Annotated in this window: 12 protein-coding genes, 2 tRNA genes and 1 pseudogene; 4 read left to right on the forward strand and 11 right to left on the reverse strand. The window is 56.2% G+C overall.

What is annotated here, in order from left to right; genetic code table 11:
• Positions 1-40 precede the first annotated feature (40 nt).
• The 5 genes and pseudogenes from FCL49_RS05200 to FCL49_RS05220 form a co-directional block, all read right to left on the reverse strand.
• Positions 41-694, reverse strand: coding sequence for a tellurite resistance TerB family protein (locus FCL49_RS05200; RefSeq protein ID WP_012006360.1), 654 nt, complete (start codon positions 692-694; stop codon positions 41-43).
• 169 nt (positions 695-863) lie between these two features.
• On the reverse strand, positions 864-1,460 hold the full coding sequence (locus tag FCL49_RS05205) for a TorD/DmsD family molecular chaperone (RefSeq protein ID WP_174352695.1): 597 nt from the start codon (positions 1,458-1,460) through the stop codon (positions 864-866).
• A gap of 43 nt (positions 1,461-1,503) precedes the next feature.
• Positions 1,504-2,241, reverse strand: a complete 738-nt coding sequence (locus FCL49_RS05210) for a phosphatase (RefSeq protein ID WP_174352696.1) — start codon at positions 2,239-2,241, stop codon at positions 1,504-1,506.
• Between the two features lie 86 nt (positions 2,242-2,327).
• Positions 2,328-3,269, reverse strand: a complete 942-nt coding sequence (gene ghrA, locus FCL49_RS05215) for a glyoxylate/hydroxypyruvate reductase GhrA (protein WP_174352697.1) — start codon at positions 3,267-3,269, stop codon at positions 2,328-2,330.
• A gap of 126 nt (positions 3,270-3,395) precedes the next feature.
• Positions 3,396-4,899, reverse strand: a pseudogene (locus tag FCL49_RS05220) (peptide MFS transporter).
• 411 nt (positions 4,900-5,310) lie between these two features.
• Between FCL49_RS05220 and FCL49_RS05225 the strand changes: the two are divergent.
• Together FCL49_RS05225 and FCL49_RS05230 are read left to right on the forward strand one after the other, a co-directional pair.
• Positions 5,311-5,400 (forward strand) — tRNA-Ser (locus tag FCL49_RS05225).
• A gap of 221 nt (positions 5,401-5,621) precedes the next feature.
• Positions 5,622-5,711: transfer RNA gene (locus tag FCL49_RS05230), tRNA-Ser, on the forward strand.
• Positions 5,712-5,936: 225 nt separating this feature from the next.
• Here the strand turns inward: FCL49_RS05230 and FCL49_RS05235 are convergent.
• On the reverse strand, positions 5,937-6,293 hold the full coding sequence (locus FCL49_RS05235) for a helix-turn-helix domain-containing protein (RefSeq protein ID WP_135316110.1): 357 nt from the start codon (positions 6,291-6,293) through the stop codon (positions 5,937-5,939).
• A 295-nt stretch (positions 6,294-6,588) separates the two neighbouring features.
• Here FCL49_RS05235 and FCL49_RS05240 point away from each other — a divergent pair, with 295 nt between their 5' ends.
• Together FCL49_RS05240 and sdeB are read left to right on the forward strand one after the other, a co-directional pair.
• A complete protein-coding gene (locus tag FCL49_RS05240; RefSeq protein WP_174352698.1) occupies positions 6,589-7,776 on the forward strand; it encodes an efflux RND transporter periplasmic adaptor subunit in 1,188 nt (395 codons plus the stop codon).
• A 23-nt stretch (positions 7,777-7,799) separates the two neighbouring features.
• Positions 7,800-10,946: a multidrug efflux RND transporter permease subunit SdeB gene (gene sdeB, locus FCL49_RS05245; RefSeq protein ID WP_174352699.1), complete on the forward strand. Its 3,147-nt coding sequence runs from the start codon at positions 7,800-7,802 to the stop codon at positions 10,944-10,946.
• An 82-nt stretch (positions 10,947-11,028) separates the two neighbouring features.
• Here sdeB and FCL49_RS05250 read toward each other — a convergent pair whose 3' ends face one another.
• The 5 genes from FCL49_RS05250 to nagZ all read right to left on the reverse strand — a co-directional run bounded on the left by FCL49_RS05250 (position 11,029) and on the right by nagZ (position 15,974).
• Entirely contained in the window at positions 11,029-11,514 is a 486-nt protein-coding gene (locus tag FCL49_RS05250; RefSeq protein WP_174352700.1) for an RrF2 family transcriptional regulator, read from the reverse strand.
• A 290-nt stretch (positions 11,515-11,804) separates the two neighbouring features.
• Positions 11,805-12,341: a glycine zipper 2TM domain-containing protein gene (locus FCL49_RS05255; RefSeq protein WP_174352701.1), complete on the reverse strand. Its 537-nt coding sequence runs from the start codon at positions 12,339-12,341 to the stop codon at positions 11,805-11,807.
• Positions 12,342-12,702: 361 nt separating this feature from the next.
• A complete protein-coding gene (locus tag FCL49_RS05260; protein ID WP_174352702.1) occupies positions 12,703-14,007 on the reverse strand; it encodes an NAD(P)/FAD-dependent oxidoreductase in 1,305 nt (434 codons plus the stop codon).
• Between the two features lie 332 nt (positions 14,008-14,339).
• Complete coding sequence (gene ycfP / locus FCL49_RS05265; protein WP_017892435.1) at positions 14,340-14,882, reverse strand: alpha/beta hydrolase YcfP; 543 nt, start codon at positions 14,880-14,882, stop codon at positions 14,340-14,342.
• A 72-nt stretch (positions 14,883-14,954) separates the two neighbouring features.
• Positions 14,955-15,974: a beta-N-acetylhexosaminidase gene (gene nagZ / locus FCL49_RS05270; protein ID WP_174352703.1), complete on the reverse strand. Its 1,020-nt coding sequence runs from the start codon at positions 15,972-15,974 to the stop codon at positions 14,955-14,957.
• Positions 15,975-15,980: the final 6 nt, after the last annotated feature.

Genomic DNA, 15,980 nt, shown 5'->3' on the forward strand with positions numbered 1-15,980 from the left:
GGCAAGAGTGACACGATTCCCCCCGGCTTGCCAAGCGGCGCTATGCCAGCTCGCGCTTTTTCTCGTTCACGTCGTTTTCGATGCCCTGCTTAACGTCCGCCGGGATCTTCAACGACTGCGCCAGCGCGTCGAGATAACCCCGCTCCATAAAGTGATCGACGTCGATCACCATGCAGCTCAGATAATAAACTTCTAACGCTTCGTCTTCATTCTTCACGCTCTGGGCAATCAGATCCGGGTTCAGTGGCTGATCGATGGCCTCTTGCACCCATTTTTGCGCTTCCTCTCCTACCTGCAGTTGTTCCAGGCTGTGGTCGATAGCGCGTTTTTCTTCCGCATCGATATGACCATCGCTCTTGGCGGCAAACACCAGCGCCTGCACCAGCCGTTTGGCGCGTAAATCTACCGGCGTGGTTTGCAGACCGAACTGTGGCTCATCCTGATGAGTTTCTTTCACTCGCTGCTTGTACTTGTTCCACAACACCGCGCCCACCGCCGCGCTGCCGCCGATAATCAACGCGTTCTTGCCGAATTTACCTACCAATTTGCGTGATGACTTGTTCGCCAGCAAGACGCCCACCAGGCCACCCAGTGCGGTCGGGGCCAGCAGTTTGCCGATGCCTTCCGACCCGCCGATTGAACCGGCCTTTTGCCCAATCATGGATTGGATCTGCTGCATCCAGTTATTTTTCATAATTTACCCTTTGCCGAAGGAAACGAAGCGCGCAGGCACAGATTGGCCAAGCTGCCGGTGAACCGTCAGATTAGGGGATTATTTGTCAATTTACGTATGGGGGATGAAAACCTGTGTAGCGGGGAAAGTGGCCGGCTCCGCCGTCAGGCGCAAACCGGCCGGCAAGGCATTAAGGCTGTTCGCCCTCTTCGCCCTCTTCGCCCGGCTGTTCTTCGTCTTGTTCGTACTCCGCCAGTTCGTCACGCATCGCCTGAATGGACTCGCGAGCCAACAGCGACAGGGTGCGGTAAAAACCGGTAGTGGCATGAGCTTCCACTTTACCAAGGAAACGGCCGCACCAGGGCAGCAAATAGTCGTCAAACAAGGTGATCTGCGCCTGGGCTTCGTCTTCCTGCGCCTGATCTTCCAGCCAGGAGGCGGCCAGCAGCAGTGAGCCGAAGTGATCGGCCGGCGCTTCGCTTAATGGCATCCCCCGCTGTTGCAGGAAAGTACGGACTTCCGCTTCTGTCGCCCCTTCAACATAGGCAGAGCGGAATGGTGACACGCTGCACTCACTGCCGACAAACATCGCGTTGAAATCACTGGACAGCTGGTTGACATCGCAACCCTGCTGCAGACGCACCAACAGGTCATCCTGCTCCAGCGGCCAGTGCTGTCGCAGTTTGCCTTCTTTGATCAACGTAAACAGCGGCACCAGCAACGGATCTTGCGGCTGACGATAAAACAGCGTACCCAGCACGCGGCAAACAACAGAAAACTCATTCATGATAATGCCTTATACAATACGGAAAAAATTTGCCGGGACGATGTCACAAATCGGCCAGTTCCGCAATCGCCGGCTTACCGCGCCGTTCGAGAAAGTCCAGCAGGCGCCGAGGGCTAACATTAAGGATGCGTTCCTGCGGGAACTCCACTTCGGCAATAATGCGCTCGCAGTGTTCAAAACCGCCGAGTGAGAAGGCAATATGTGAATCCGAGCCCAGCGCCAGCCAGCCGCCGGCATCACGTACAGCCGCAGCAATCGCACGGCAGTTTTCTTCGCTGCCCTTGCGCGAATGGGTGAACGACGAGTTATTCAGTTCCAGCGCCACTTCATACTTCGCCGCCGCAGCAGCAACCGCGGCAATATCAATCGGGTATCTTGGGTTACCGGGGTGGCTGATAATGTGTACGTCCCCCTGCGCCATCGCCGCGATCATCGCTTCGGTATTGGCGGCCTTGTCCTGTGGTGCAAACACCGGCTCGTGGAAACCGGCAATAATCACGTCGATTTTATCCAGCATCGGACCGGTGCAGTCGATATCACCCTGCCGGTTTTTGATGTTGGCCTCGATGCCGCGCAGGATGCCCACGCCGTCCACCAGACGCGGCCACACGTGCATATTCATAAAATGCCAATAATGCGGTGCATCGGCCATATCCGGGCCGTGGTCGGTGATGGCGAAAAGTTTGATGCCCTTTTGCCGGGCTTCGACGATGTAATCATGCAACGTGCTGTAAGCGTGGGTGCTGGCGACGGTGTGCATATGTAAATCAACGGGGTACATTGCTTCTCCTTCTGAGCGGCCTGCCAGAGTACGGCGGCAGGCGCGGTTTATTATTTATTTAGCTTAGCAGGTGCATCACCGGAAGATCAGTAACCGCGCTGCACATCCACTACGCCGGCCGGTGTTTGTCCGGCCTCAAGCGCGAGAATGTTCGCCGCTATCTGATCCATTGCCGCTTCCGGCAAGGTGATGGCAGCAATATGCGGGGTAATGGTGACACGCGGATGACGCCAGAATGGATGCGCCTGCGGCAGCGGCTCGGTGACGAACACGTCCAGCGTGGCGGCGGCAAGCTGGCCTTGCTCCAGCGCCTGCAATAAATCGTCCTCAACCAGATGCGCACCGCGTGCCAGGTTGATCAGGTAAGCTCCCGGCGCCAAATGCGCGAACAGTGGCTGATTGAGGATCCCGGCGGTTTCCGGCGTATTGGGCAGCAGATTGATCAGCAATTGCACCCCATCGAGAAACGCGGCGCGCTGTTCGGCTCCGGCAAAGCTCTGCACGCCGTCGATTTGTTTGGGGCTACGGCTCCAGCAACGCACGTTAAAACCAAACGCCGTCAGCTTTTGCGCCACGCTTTTGCCCAACACCCCGGCGCCGAGAATGCCAATAGTGAAGTTTTCCTGCAGATGGGGATCGAGCGGCCGCCACTCCTGCTGCTGTTGCAACAATTGGTATTCATCAAAACGGCGGAAATAGCGCAGCACATAACTCAGTGCATATTCCTGCATCTGTTGCGCCATGCCGGTATCTTCAAGGCGCAGCAACGGCACCCCTGCCGGCAGGGTACCCGGGTAGGCACGTTCTTGCTCCAGGATAGCGTCGACGCCGGCGCCGAGGGCAAACACGCCTTTCAATTGACCACGGTTAGCCAACATCTCATGGGGTGGCCGCCACACCAGCGCGTAATCTGCCGGACGATCATCGCCCGGTTGCCAGGCACGAACCTGCGCTTGCGGCAAGCGCTGTGACAGGCCTGTCAGCCATTCCCCGGCATTAAAGAAGGGGTGGTAAAAAATGATGTTCATCTTCGCAACTCCGTCTGTTTTTATCTGTTTCCATCCAGACTTCCGCGATTCGCCGACAGATGCAAGCGTTAAAGCCCAAAACGAAAACAGCCCCGACCAGTGGGGCTGTTTTTATGCTGCGGGATATCAGGCGGCGACAGGGGTGTCGTGCCTGATAAGACGGCGCAGCAACGGGATCAAAATCAGCATCACCACGCCAACGCCTGCGGCTCCCCAGCCCAGCACGCTGAACACTTCGCTGTAACCGGGGTTGGTCAACACCGGAGTACTGCCGCTGTTTTCCGGCATCAGGCCCGAGACGTAGCCCGCCAATACCGAAGCGACGCCGGTGACCATCATCCAGCAACCCATCATCACTCCCTGATAGCGGGGGGGGAGCCAGTTTGCCGATCATCGCGTAGCCGATTGGGGAAATCATCAGTTCACCGATGCTCTGCAGCACATAACTGATGGCAATCCATTTAAACGCCACCAGCCCGTCACCGCCGGCCAGGCTGATACCCAACGGCAGTACCAGCATACCCAGCCCGATACAAAACAACGAACCGGAGAACTGCATGGGAATGTCGATTTTGCAGCCACGGGCGCGCAGGCGATTGAACCACCAGGCCATCAGCGGCCCACCAACCACGATCACCAGCGTATTGATGTTCTGGATCCACTGCGGTGCCACCTGAATACCGTAGACGTTCAGGTTGATATTGTGCTCGGAGAACAGCATCAGCCCCATCGGCGCCAACTGATACAGCGCCCAAAACACCAATGAGCCCAGCGACAAGATAAGGTAAGCCGTCATCCGGCGGCGTTCGTCACGTGGATGATGACGCAGTGTGACCACACACAGCATCAGGAAAATCAGCACGCCAAGGCCAATAACGAAATAACCGCTGAACTCCGCATGGGTCAGCATTACGCGGATAATCGGCACCAACACCACCAATACCGCTAACCCGACCAGCATGCGCCAGCGATATTCTCTACGGCTGGCGTCATGCAATGGTGTGTTGAGATCGGCCAGAATACGCCAACGGCTGACGGCGACGATGATCGCCGCCGCGTTGCCCAAAGTGGCGAACAGGAACAGCGCGCGATAGTTTTCGGTCAGTTGGAAATAGCCGGCGACGGTAAAACCGACAAAGAACCCCAGGTTCATCCCGGCATAGTTCCACAGGAAGGCTGATTCGCGCCGATCGTCGTCCGGCTTAAAACGCTGGGTCAACATCATATTAATGCAGGTGACGTTCAGCCCACTGCCGGTCAGGAACATCGCCAGGCCCCAGTAAAGACCCCAAACCCCGGCAACGGCGATCAACGCGCAGCCGATCACCTGCAGTACCATACCCAGAACGAACAGGTTGCGGTTACTGAGGAAGCGCCCACCCAGATAGCCGCCAAACATATGCAAGCCGTAGTTGAACGCCCCGAATACGCCCATCATGGCGTTAGCGTTAGTTTCGCTGAAGCCCAAACGCTTGGTGGCGTACAGTACCAACGTCGAGTACAGCACGGCAAAACCCAGCGTGGCGAAGATTTGGATAAAGAACAGTGCCCCGGCCCCCGGGGGAATGGCATGGCGCTGTGGCGCCGTCGGTGTGGAATCTGTCGAAGTCAAAGTGAACCTCTGCTGCATTATTATTTGTTAGATCAATCCCTGTCTGCTTATCGCCGGGTCGTTGCCCGGCAACCTGCGCGGTGGTGTGAAGATCCTTGCCAAAACCCCGCGCCAGCACCCTTCCATTTAGCGATACATATGACTAATAATCCAGTATTAATGCATATAACAGCACTGCAGACTTCACTCTTGCTGATATATTGAGCTAATACATACTGAAGCGTTCAAATATTAGCCTGCTATATAATTTTACGCCATGTCTCCCCCATCAATTGATGCGACATGACGGCCGATCGCTCGGGAAATCAGCAAATTGCTGCAACTTTAGCTAAACAGTCATGGTTATGTCACAAGAGGGTTGACGCTGGGATCAGATTCTCCTACATTAGCGCCCGTCGACAGCGCAAAGCGTTAGCGATGAAGTAAAACGGTGAGGTGTCTGAGTGGCTGAAGGAGCACGCCTGGAAAGTGTGTATACGCGTAAGTGTATCGAGGGTTCGAACCCCTCTCTCACCGCCATATTCCACGAGAAAGCCTGAACGCAAGTTCAGGCTTTTTTGTTGTCTGCGAAACAGGGAATTCGGGTGCGGGCCCCCACCCTTGCCGTTCGCCGCAGTTTTCAGCAAAGCGAACACGGCTTAAGCGGACGCGCCGAAACGCAGAAATTCTGCTTGACCGGATCGCTCGCTCTCCCTATAGTAGCGCCCCGTTGCAGCAGTGAGCACGCAACGACAAAATACGGTGAGGTGTCTGAGTGGCTGAAGGAGCACGCCTGGAAAGTGTGTATACGCGTAAGTGTATCGAGGGTTCGAACCCCTCCCTCACCGCCATATTTTAAAGAGAAAGTCTGGATTAACCTCCAGACTTTTTTTTTGCATGTCATACCGACCGGGATGGGGTAAGAACCCTCGACAGGGTTTGACAAAACGCAGGCGTTTTGGGCCGCCAAAGGGGGCCCGTAGAGTGAGCGCAGCGAATCAAGCCCTCCCTCACCGCCCTATTTTACGAGAAAGCCTGAACGCAAGTTCAGGCTTTTTTGTTGTCTGCTATCCGCTTCAGTGCGTGCGACCAACCGCCATAGAGGGTTGCATCACGGCACGGCGCCAGTCGCCCGGGGTTTGACCATAGTGTCGTTTAAAACTGCGATTGAAGGACTGCTGCGAGTCAAAGCCGAGTGAGATCGCCACGCTGACGATCGGTTCGCCGCTGTTGGCCAGACGCTCTGCCGAGACCCTCAGCTTTTGCATGCGAATATACTCGCCCAGCGCGTAGCCGGTCTGGCGTTTAAACATTCGCTGCAGGTGCCACTTGGAATACCCCGCGCGGCCCGCCACGGTGTTGATATCCAGCTTCTCTTCCAGATTGTTATCAATCCACTCAATCAAATCAGTAATAAAACCCGTGCTGTTCATGCTGACGCTCCCATGACTTGGCAGGTAGTTCCGCTGCCCGATGCCATTACGTTGCAGCAGTTTCGCATTAAATGCAATTTTTATTATTGCATTTAACAGAGAGGCACTTCTATAATCCAGCCAATTAATGTAACCGATATTGATACATTAATGTGACAACAATGTGTTTCAAAACCTAACCGTTGCGCCGATGACCGGTGCAACCGCTCTGCCGCCGGTCACAGGCCAGGGAAGTTACCCGGATAACAGGGCCGGGTGTATCGCCAGATCGCGCTTACTACTGGAAAGAAAAATAATGCCAAGCCAGCCAAACTCATTGTTCCATTCACACCGTCGCCAAAGCGGCATCGGTATCAGCACACGCCTCTCTGCCGTCGCGTTGCTGGTCGCTCTGCTGGCCGGGTGTGACAACAGCGTCGCTCAAAATGCGGCTCCCCCGCCCCCGGCTGTCAGCACCGCCGACGTGGTGATAAAACCCATCAGCCAATGGGACGCTTTTAACGGTCGCATCGAGGCGGTGCAAAGCGTCCAGCTACGGCCACGGGTTTCCGGCTATATCGATAAAGTGAATTACACCGAAGGCGATGAAGTGAAAAAAGGCCAGGTGCTGTTCACCATTGACGATCGTACCTACCGGGCGGCTCGTGAGCAGGCACAGGCCGAACTGGTGCGGGCACGCAATCAGGCGGCACTGGCCCGCAGCGAATCCGGCCGTACCGAGAAACTGATCGGCAGCCAGGCGATATCGACCGAGGTGTGGGAACAACGCCGCTCCACTGCCGCGCAGGCACAGAGCAACGTAATGGCGGCTCAGGCCCAGTTCGACCTGGCGCAACTGAACCTCGATTTTACCCGGGTGATTGCACCGATTGACGGGCGCGCCAGCCGCGCAATGATCACCGCCGGTAACCTGGTGACCACCGGCGACAGTGCCAGCGTACTCACCACGCTGGTGTCACTCGATAAGGTTTACGTCTATTTCGACGTCGATGAAGCCACTTTTCTGCGTTACCAAAATGATGGGCGTCGCACGACAAAACTGCCAGTGAAGGTCGGGCTGGTTGGCGAAGACGGCTACCCGCATCAGGGCATTGTTGATTTTACCGACAACCAGCTGAACGCCGGTACCGGCACTATTCGCATGCGCGCCCTGCTGGAAAACGCTGAACGCCGCTTCACTCCAGGGCTATTCGCCCGGGTGCAGATGCCCGGCAGTGCCGAGTTCAATGCCATGTTGATCAACGATAAATCGGTAATGACCGATCAGGATCGCAAGTTTGTTTATATCGTCGATAAGGACGGCAAGGCGCAACGACGCGATATCGAAGTGGGCCGGGTGGCTGGCGGGCTACGCATTGTACAGAAGGGGCTGGCTGCAGGTGACCGGGTAATCGTCGACGGCATGCAAAAAGTGTTTATGCCGGGTATGCCGGTCGCTGCCAAAAACGTGGCGATCAACGCCGACGCCTCCGCGCTTAACTAAGCCCCAGCAAAGGATCCTGATCCATGGACTTTTCCCGTTTTTTCATCGACCGGCCGATATTTGCCGCGGTACTGTCGATTCTGATTTTTGTCGGCGGTGTTATTGCCATTCCGCTGCTGCCGATCAGCGAATATCCGGACGTGGTGCCGCCCAGCGTGCAGGTACGTGCCCAATACCCCGGCGCTAACCCGAAAGAGATCGCTGAAACGGTGGCAACCCCGCTGGAAGAGGCGATCAACGGCGTCGAAAACATGATGTACATGAAGTCGGTGGCCGGTTCTGACGGCGTGCTGGTCACCACCGTCACCTTCCGCCCAGGAACAGACCCCGATCAGGCACAGGTGCAGGTACAAAACCGCGTGGCGCAGGCCGAAGCACGTCTGCCTGAGGACGTGCGGCGGCAAGGGGTAACGACCCAGAAGCAATCCCCGGCCCTGACGCTGGTGGTCCATCTGGTTTCCCCTTCCGGTAAATACGATTCGCTCTACCTGCGCAACTACGCCACTTTGAAGGTCAAGGATGAGCTGGCCCGCCTGCCCGGTATCGGCCAGGTACAGATTTTCGGTGCCGGTGAATACGCCATGCGTATTTGGCTCGATCCGAACAAGGTGGCCTCACGCGGGCTGACCGCCTCTGATGTGGTCTCTGCCATGCAGGAGCAGAACGTACAGGTTTCTGCCGGGCAATTGGGTGCAGAACCGATGCCGACCCGCAGCGATTATCTGCTGTCGATCAATGCGCAGGGTCGCCTGCAGACCGAGGAAGAGTTCGGCAATATTATCCTCAAGAGCGGCGACAACGGCGAAGTCGTTCGCCTGCGCGACATCGCACGCATTGAAATGGGCTCCGGCAGCTACGCGCTGCGTGCCCAGCTCAATAATAAGGACGCAGTAGGGATTGGTATCTTCCAGGCTCCGGGCGCCAATGCTATCGAGCTGTCCAACGCGGTGCGGGCCAAAATGGCCGAGTTGTCGACCCGCTTTCCGGACGGCATGAGCTGGCAGTCCCCGTACGATCCGACGGTATTCGTGCGCGATTCGATCCGCTCGGTGGTAGATACCCTGCTTGAAGCGGTGCTGCTGGTGGTACTGGTGGTCATTCTGTTTCTGCAAACCTGGCGTGCGTCGATCATTCCCCTGCTGGCCGTGCCAATCTCAATCGTCGGTACCTTTGCGGCGCTCTATTTGCTGGGCTTTTCGCTCAACACGCTGAGCCTGTTCGGGCTGGTGCTGGCCATTGGTATCGTGGTCGATGATGCCATTGTGGTGGTGGAGAACGTCGAGCGTAATATCGAAGAGGGGCTGTCACCGCTGGCAGCGGCGCACCAGGCAATGCGTGAAGTGTCCGGCCCGATTATCGCCATCGCCGTCGTGCTGTGCGCGGTGTTCGTGCCGATGGCGTTTCTGTCCGGCGTCACCGGCCAGTTTTATAAGCAGTTCGCCGTGACCATCGCCATTTCGACCGTGATCTCGGCTATCAACTCGTTGACCCTGTCACCGGCATTGGCGGCGTTGCTGTTGAAACCGCATGGCGCGCCAAAAGACATGCCATCACGCCTGATTGATCGCTTGTTCGGCTGGCTGTTCCGTCCGTTTAACCGCTTCTTTGCCAGCAGCTCACAACGTTATCAACGTGGGGTTTCCCGGGCGCTGGGCAAACGCGGCGCTGTATTCGTGGTGTATGTGCTGCTGCTGTGCGCCGCCGGGGTGATGTTTAAAACCGTGCCCGGTGGATTCATCCCGACTCAGGACAAGCTTTATTTGATTGGCGGCGTGAAAATGCCGGAGGGCGCGTCGCTGGAGCGTACCGATGCGGTGATCCGCAAAATGAGCGCCATCGGCCTGAGCGTCGACGGGGTGACGGATGCGGTCTCCTTCCCTGGGCTGAATGCATTGCAGTTTACCAATACGCCCAACACCGGCACCGTGTTCTTTGCGCTGGAGTCATTAAGCACCCGTACCCGCAGCGCGGCGCAGATCAATGCCGAGATTAACGCCAAGATTTCACAGATCCAGGAAGGGTTTGCGTTCTCGATTATGCCACCGCCTATCCTCGGTATCGGCCAGGGTTCCGGTTACTCCCTGTATATTCAGGACCGTGCCGGTCTGGGCTATGGCGCGCTGCAAACAGCAATCAACACCATGTCGGGCGCGATCATGCAAACACCGGGCATGGGGTTCCCGATCTCGTCCTATCAGGCCAACGTACCGCAGCTGGACGCGAAGATTGACCGCGACAAGGCCAAGGCGCAAGGGGTGCCGCTCAATGCCCTGTTCAGCACCTTGCAGACCTATCTCGGTTCGTCTTATATCAATGACTTCAACCGCTATGGCCGCACCTGGAAGGTGATGGCTCAAGCCGACGGTCAATTCCGCGACAGCGTGGAGGACATCGCCAACTTGCGCACCCGCAATGATAAGGGGGAAATGGTGCCGATTGGCAGCATGGTCAGCATCAGCACCACGTACGGCCCGGATCCGGTGATCCGCTACAACGGTTTCCCGGCGGCAGATCTGATTGGTGATGCCGATCCGCGAATACTTTCATCGTCACAAGCCATGAGTGAACTGACGGTGATGGCCAACAAGCTGTTGCCGAACGGCATGAACATTCAGTGGACCGATCTGAGCTATCAGCAGTCCACCCAGGGCAATGCGGCCATTATCGTGTTCCCGGTGGCGGTGCTGCTGGCCTTCCTGGCACTGGCAGCCTTGTACGAAAGCTGGACGCTGCCATTGGCAGTGATCCTGATCGTGCCGATGACCATGCTGTCGGCACTGTTCGGGGTCTGGCTGACCGGCGGTGACAACAACGTGTTCGTGCAGGTGGGACTGGTGGTATTGATGGGCCTGGCCTGTAAGAACGCCATTTTGATCGTCGAGTTCGCCCGTGAACTGGAGCTACAGGGCAAAAGCATTATGGAAGCGGCACTGGAAGCCTGTCGTCTGCGACTGCGGCCAATTGTAATGACCTCCATCGCCTTTATCGCCGGGACTATTCCATTGATCCTCGGACACGGCGCCGGTGCCGAAGTACGCGGCGTCACCGGCATCACGGTATTTTCCGGCATGCTGGGGGTCACACTGTTCGGGCTGTTCCTGACCCCGGTGTTCTACGTTACTCTGCGCCGTATGGTGACACGTAAAACGCGGCAACCCGTAGCAGAATAATTCATCTGCCACAGCCATAAAAAAGCCCGGTTTTAAACCGGGCTTTTCTTTGTCTTATTCTTTATGCCGTATCTATCGCAGACTATTTTTCTGCTGTCTCTTCGTCTTTCTCGTCTTGCATTGCATAGGCCGCGCAGGCTCGCTTATCGCCCCGCTCCAACTCGGCCAGGGAATCCGCCACCGTGTAGCCCGCCAGTACGTTCAGCGATGCCTCTTCTGCCTCGTTTACCACCGACTTGAAATACCAGCAGGCGTTGGCACTGACCAGGCAACGCGCCGGCCCTTCCGGTCGGGCGGCCCAGATGCGTTTATCATCAATAACGGCCAGATAGATATCCCGCAGGGTGATCTGCTCCGCCGGGCGGCCCAGGTGAATCGAACCGTTACGGCCCAGGGTAGAAACAATGATGCCATTTTTGGTCAGGGGCACCATCAGCTTGCGGATAAAACTCGGGTTGGCTTCCAGACCGGCGGCAAGCACCGCACTGGTCGAACGCACGCCCAGCTTCTCAGCCACGGCCACGCTAAGTACCATTTGCATTGCAGTCGGAAAGCGAAAATCTAACATGTTTTTATCTCTGTCTCCGGGAGACCAAATACCTGAACTGGGCCGGTGCGAGATGACACCATCACACCTACTCAACTGCACAATAATATAACAAACACTGTTGCACTATTGAAGGTATGCCCGGATAAATCGCACGGATACATTAGGTCGGAAATCGCGTCAGAACTGGCCTGTGGGTAAACGGCGGGGATTAAGAATGCAGAAACCCGCGTCAATATTAATGCCGCTCGCTTAACTGGGTTAAACGATCAGAACTAACACTGTCCGCGGGTTTAATTCTTGTCTGTTGATTAGGCTTTGTTCAGCACCAGTTGGCCGCTTTTATCCAGCGGGATCTGGGTGCCGGGATCGTGATCCATGCGGATCTTGCCCTGCTGAGTGCCAATCTTATAGGTCACGTCGTAACCCAGCATTTTCTGTGATTTGTCGTAAACCGTTCTGCAACGCTGCTGCGTGCTGGTGGTGCTGTCGTTATTCTGCATCGCACCCTGCACCTGGTTACCGGCATAACCGCCGCCCAAGGCACCCACCACCGTCGCCACATCACGACCACGACCACCACCGAACTGATGGCCAATAACGCCACCGGCTACTGCACCCAGAACCGAACCGGCAATGCGGTTCTCATCCTGCACTGGCGCACGATGAGTGACGGTCACATTGCGACATTCCTGACGCGGTGTTTTGATGGTTTCTTTGATCGGCGTTGCGGCAATGACCTGCGCGTATTGCGGACCGGAAGAAAAAACATCAAGACTGGCCACCGCAGCAATACCCAGAGCAGCTGCAATACCAATACCCACACCGGCTAACATTGACTTGTTCACAGGAAATCCTCCTGAAAGTGTTACCACGCATTTGTACCGGGGATTTTACCGACATTGCACCGCGCTTATTATTTTGCGCATTGGCGGCACGTGGTATTCCGGTTTACGGCGTGCGCGACGCGCCGTCTGTAAACAAGATAAAGTCTGCACAATGTTCCAGAACCTCGCAATAAGACAATGTGACCAAAGATGCTGGAAATCGCCCTTACCCCCAGTGTTTAGGAGGAATCTTAAGACTTTTACCCATAACCACGGGACATTGTGCTGAACAATCAGCCCGTAACGGCCCTATCGCACGGGGGACCGGCATAAAAAAACCCACGCGGGCGAACCGGCGTGGGTGGGTCAAGATCGGCAACTGTTAGTGCATTTTCAACCGCGGGCGGATCACCCGGTTGATGCCGCCAACCAGCATCATCAGGCCGGTTTTAATATAACCGTGTAAAGCCACCTGGTGCATACGGTACAGCGAGATGTAGACGAAGCGTGCAATGCGGCCTTCGACCATCATAGAACCACGCATCAGGTTGCCCATCAGGCTGCCAACGGTGCTGAAACGGGACAGAGACACCAGCGAACCATGGTCTTTGTACACGTAAGGCTTCAGCGTCTGACCGTTCATCAGCGCCAGAATGTTGGTGAAGCAGCGTGATGCCATCTGGTGCGCCGACTGCGCACGTGGAGGCACAAAACCACCGCCCTCTTTCGGACAGGAAGCGCAGTCACCGATAGCGAAAATATTCGGATCGCGCGTGGTCTGCAGCGTAGGTTCCACCACCAGCTGATTAATACGGTTGGTTTCCAGCCCGGCGATGTCCTTCATAAAGTCCGGCGCCTTGATACCGGCCGCCCACACCATCAGATCGGCATCGATAAATTCGCCGCCCTTGGTGTTCAGACCCTTGGCATCCGCGCTAGTGACCATGGTGTTAGTCAATACGCGCACGCCCAGTTTGTTCAGTTCCTGATGCGCAGCGGCGGAAATACGCGGTGGCAACGCAGGCAGAATACGCTCACCCGCTTCGACCAGCGTCACGTTCAGTGCGCTGTTGTCCAGGCCTTCAAAACCATAGCTGTGCAGTTGCTTCACCGCGTTATGCAACTCTGCGGACAGTTCCACCCCGGTGGCACCACCGCCGACGATGGCGATATTCACCCGCTCTTTTTGCCCCGGCTGTGCAGAGAATTTGAGGAACAGGTTCAGCATTTCGTTGTGGAAACGACGTGCCTGGTGGGGGTTGTCCAGGAAGATACAGTGATCTTTCACGCCGGCAGTACCGAAATCGTTCGAGGTGCTCCCCAGCGCCATCACCAGGATGTCGTAAGGCAGCTCGCGTGCAGGAACCAGTTCAGCACCGTGCTCGTCGCAGATTTGCGCCAACTGCAGGGTTTGCGTTTCGCGATTAATGTTGGTCAGCGAGCCCAACTGGAAGCTGAAAGAGTGATTGCGCGCGTGTGCCAGATAGCTCAGCGCGTCGACGCCATCATCAAGGGAGCCGGTTGCTACTTCATGCAGCAAGGGTTTCCACAGATGGCTGTGATTGCGGTCTACCAGCGTGATTTCTGCTTTGTGCTTACGACCGAGTTTATGGCCCAGGCTGGTCGCCAGTTCCAGACCACCGGCACCACCGCCGACAATGACGATTTTTTTCTTTGGCGTTGTCAAAATAACCCCCTAAATGTGAACCAATTGTTGCCTAAGGGTAAATAAATAATATCCTTAGAATACATAGGGTTCGCTTAAAATAAACCTGCTATCTGAAGTCAGAATAGCATGTGGGGTTATTTGGTCATACCAAAATTGATGTACATCAAACTTTTTTGGTTAAAGCCTGGACGAAGCGAAATTTTGAGGATTGTGATTCAAATAGTTAGCGCGAGATCACAGTTTTAAATTTTGTCCCTCAACGGGAAAAACGGGGCTTTCAGGCAAAGAAATGCCGCAATTTTTGTCTGTTCAGAACAATCATTGCGGCGCTGTCGGGCGTTATGAAACTGTTAAGGCAGAGTCTTGAATGCCTTGATGCGTTGCAGATGTGGCGACAGGTTTTTGAACTTGTGGGTCTGCTGTTCATCCCAGACAATTTCATAGTACTTGTGCAACAGTTCAGCACTGAGCTGGCTGTCCAGCACCTCGTCGTGGCGGGAAAGCACCGCCAGACAGCGATCGCGGTTTTTCTCACGGAAGTCCTCCACACACTTGGTGGCGATATCGCGATACTCCTCCGGCCGGTCGATTTTGCCTTGCATATGTTGTTCAGGAGACAAATTGGGGTTGAAGATCACCTGGCGGATACCGCACAGAAAGCCGATACGTTCGGCCCAAAAACCCCCGAGGCCCACCCCGCAGATCAGCGAATGTTTGTCGCCTCCCTGCTGAACCGCCTTGTCCACTTCTTTCAACAAATGCTGCATGTCATGGCGTGGGTGCAAGGTGCTGTAACTGATAAAGCGTACGTCAGGATCGATAAACTGTAGCTGTAATACCTTTTCATGATTGCCGGGACTGGTGGAATCAAAGCCATGTAAATAGATAATCATCTGGATCCTCGCAACAAACGGAGGGCCGCGCCGCAGCCCTCATCATTTACGCCGCACTACGACGTCCTGGGTTCACCCTGCATTACGCTGCTTGTGCTCTTCCCAGCGTTCGCTGAGCGCATTCAGCTCTTTATGCGCCTGCTGCCAGCGCGCAGAATCGCGCAGCTCCTGACGGGTGAACTGACCGCGATGATATAACTGCTTCACCCGCTCTGCTTTGACCGGGGACAGGTTATCCAGCACGCTGACCGCCCCTGCGCGGTTATTGCATACCAGGATCATGTCGCAGCCCGCATCCAATGCTGCCTGCCCGCGCTCGGCATAACTGCCCATAATCGCCGCCCCTTCCATCGACAGATCGTCCGAGAAGATAACGCCGTCAAAGCCCAATTCCTGGCGCAGGATCTGTTTTAGCCAGTAAGGCGAGCCGCTGGCCGGACGTGGGTCTGCTTCAGTATAGATGACGTGCGCCGGCATCACGGCGTCCAGCAGTTGACGGTTGATCAATTCGCGGAAGATCGCCATATCATGTTCGCGGATCTCAGCCAACGGACGCGGATCGCGAGGGGTTTCCTTGTGCGAATCCGCACTGACGGCACCGTGGCCAGGGAAATGCTTGCCGGTGGTTTTCATCCCGGCGCTGTGCATGCCCAGAATGAAACGCTCGGCCATCACCAACGCCTGCTGCGGATCGCTGTGGAACGAGCGCTCGCCAATCGCCGCGCTGACGTGGCCAATATCCAGCACCGGTGCGAAGCTGATATCGATATCCTGCGCGATCATTTCCGCCGCCATCAACCAACCGGCTTCCTGTGCCAGACGCCCGCCCTCATGCGCTTCGTTTAATGCGGCGAATGACTGCGCCGCCGGCAGACGGGTGAAACCTTCGCGGAAGCGCTGCACGCGGCCGCCTTCCTGATCCACCGCCACCACCAGCCGATGGTGAGAAGCCTCGCGGATTTGGCGTACCAGCTCACGCAGCTGTTGCGCATCGTGGAAATTGCGGGTGAACAAGATCAGGCCGCCCACCAGCGGGTGTTTCAGGATCTCACGTTCTTCTGCGTCCAGCTCATAGCTGGCGACATCTAACATTACTGG

Origin of the sequence: Serratia proteamaculans, from assembly GCF_013337185.1 — a bacterium.
Taxonomy (GTDB): domain Bacteria; phylum Pseudomonadota; class Gammaproteobacteria; order Enterobacterales; family Enterobacteriaceae; genus Serratia; species Serratia proteamaculans_D.

Excerpts from the sequence above, each read along its gene's own strand:
- sdeB (WP_174352699.1), top strand. The coding sequence starts at position 7,800 with ATGGACTTTTCCCGTTTTTTCATCGACCGGCCGATATTTGCCGCGGTA.
- FCL49_RS05210 (WP_174352696.1), bottom strand. The coding sequence starts at position 2,241 with ATGTACCCCGTTGATTTACATATGCACACCGTCGCCAGCACCCACGCT.
- FCL49_RS05205 (WP_174352695.1), bottom strand. The coding sequence starts at position 1,460 with ATGAATGAGTTTTCTGTTGTTTGCCGCGTGCTGGGTACGCTGTTTTAT.
- FCL49_RS05250 (WP_174352700.1), bottom strand. The coding sequence starts at position 11,514 with ATGTTAGATTTTCGCTTTCCGACTGCAATGCAAATGGTACTTAGCGTG.
- FCL49_RS05235 (WP_135316110.1), bottom strand. The coding sequence starts at position 6,293 with ATGAACAGCACGGGTTTTATTACTGATTTGATTGAGTGGATTGATAAC.
- FCL49_RS05240 (WP_174352698.1), top strand. The coding sequence starts at position 6,589 with ATGCCAAGCCAGCCAAACTCATTGTTCCATTCACACCGTCGCCAAAGC.
- FCL49_RS05200 (WP_012006360.1), bottom strand. The coding sequence starts at position 694 with ATGAAAAATAACTGGATGCAGCAGATCCAATCCATGATTGGGCAAAAG.
- ycfP (WP_017892435.1), bottom strand. The coding sequence starts at position 14,882 with ATGATTATCTATTTACATGGCTTTGATTCCACCAGTCCCGGCAATCAT.
- nagZ (WP_174352703.1), bottom strand. The coding sequence starts at position 15,974 with ATGTTAGATGTCGCCAGCTATGAGCTGGACGCAGAAGAACGTGAGATC.
- ghrA (WP_174352697.1), bottom strand. The coding sequence starts at position 3,269 with ATGAACATCATTTTTTACCACCCCTTCTTTAATGCCGGGGAATGGCTG.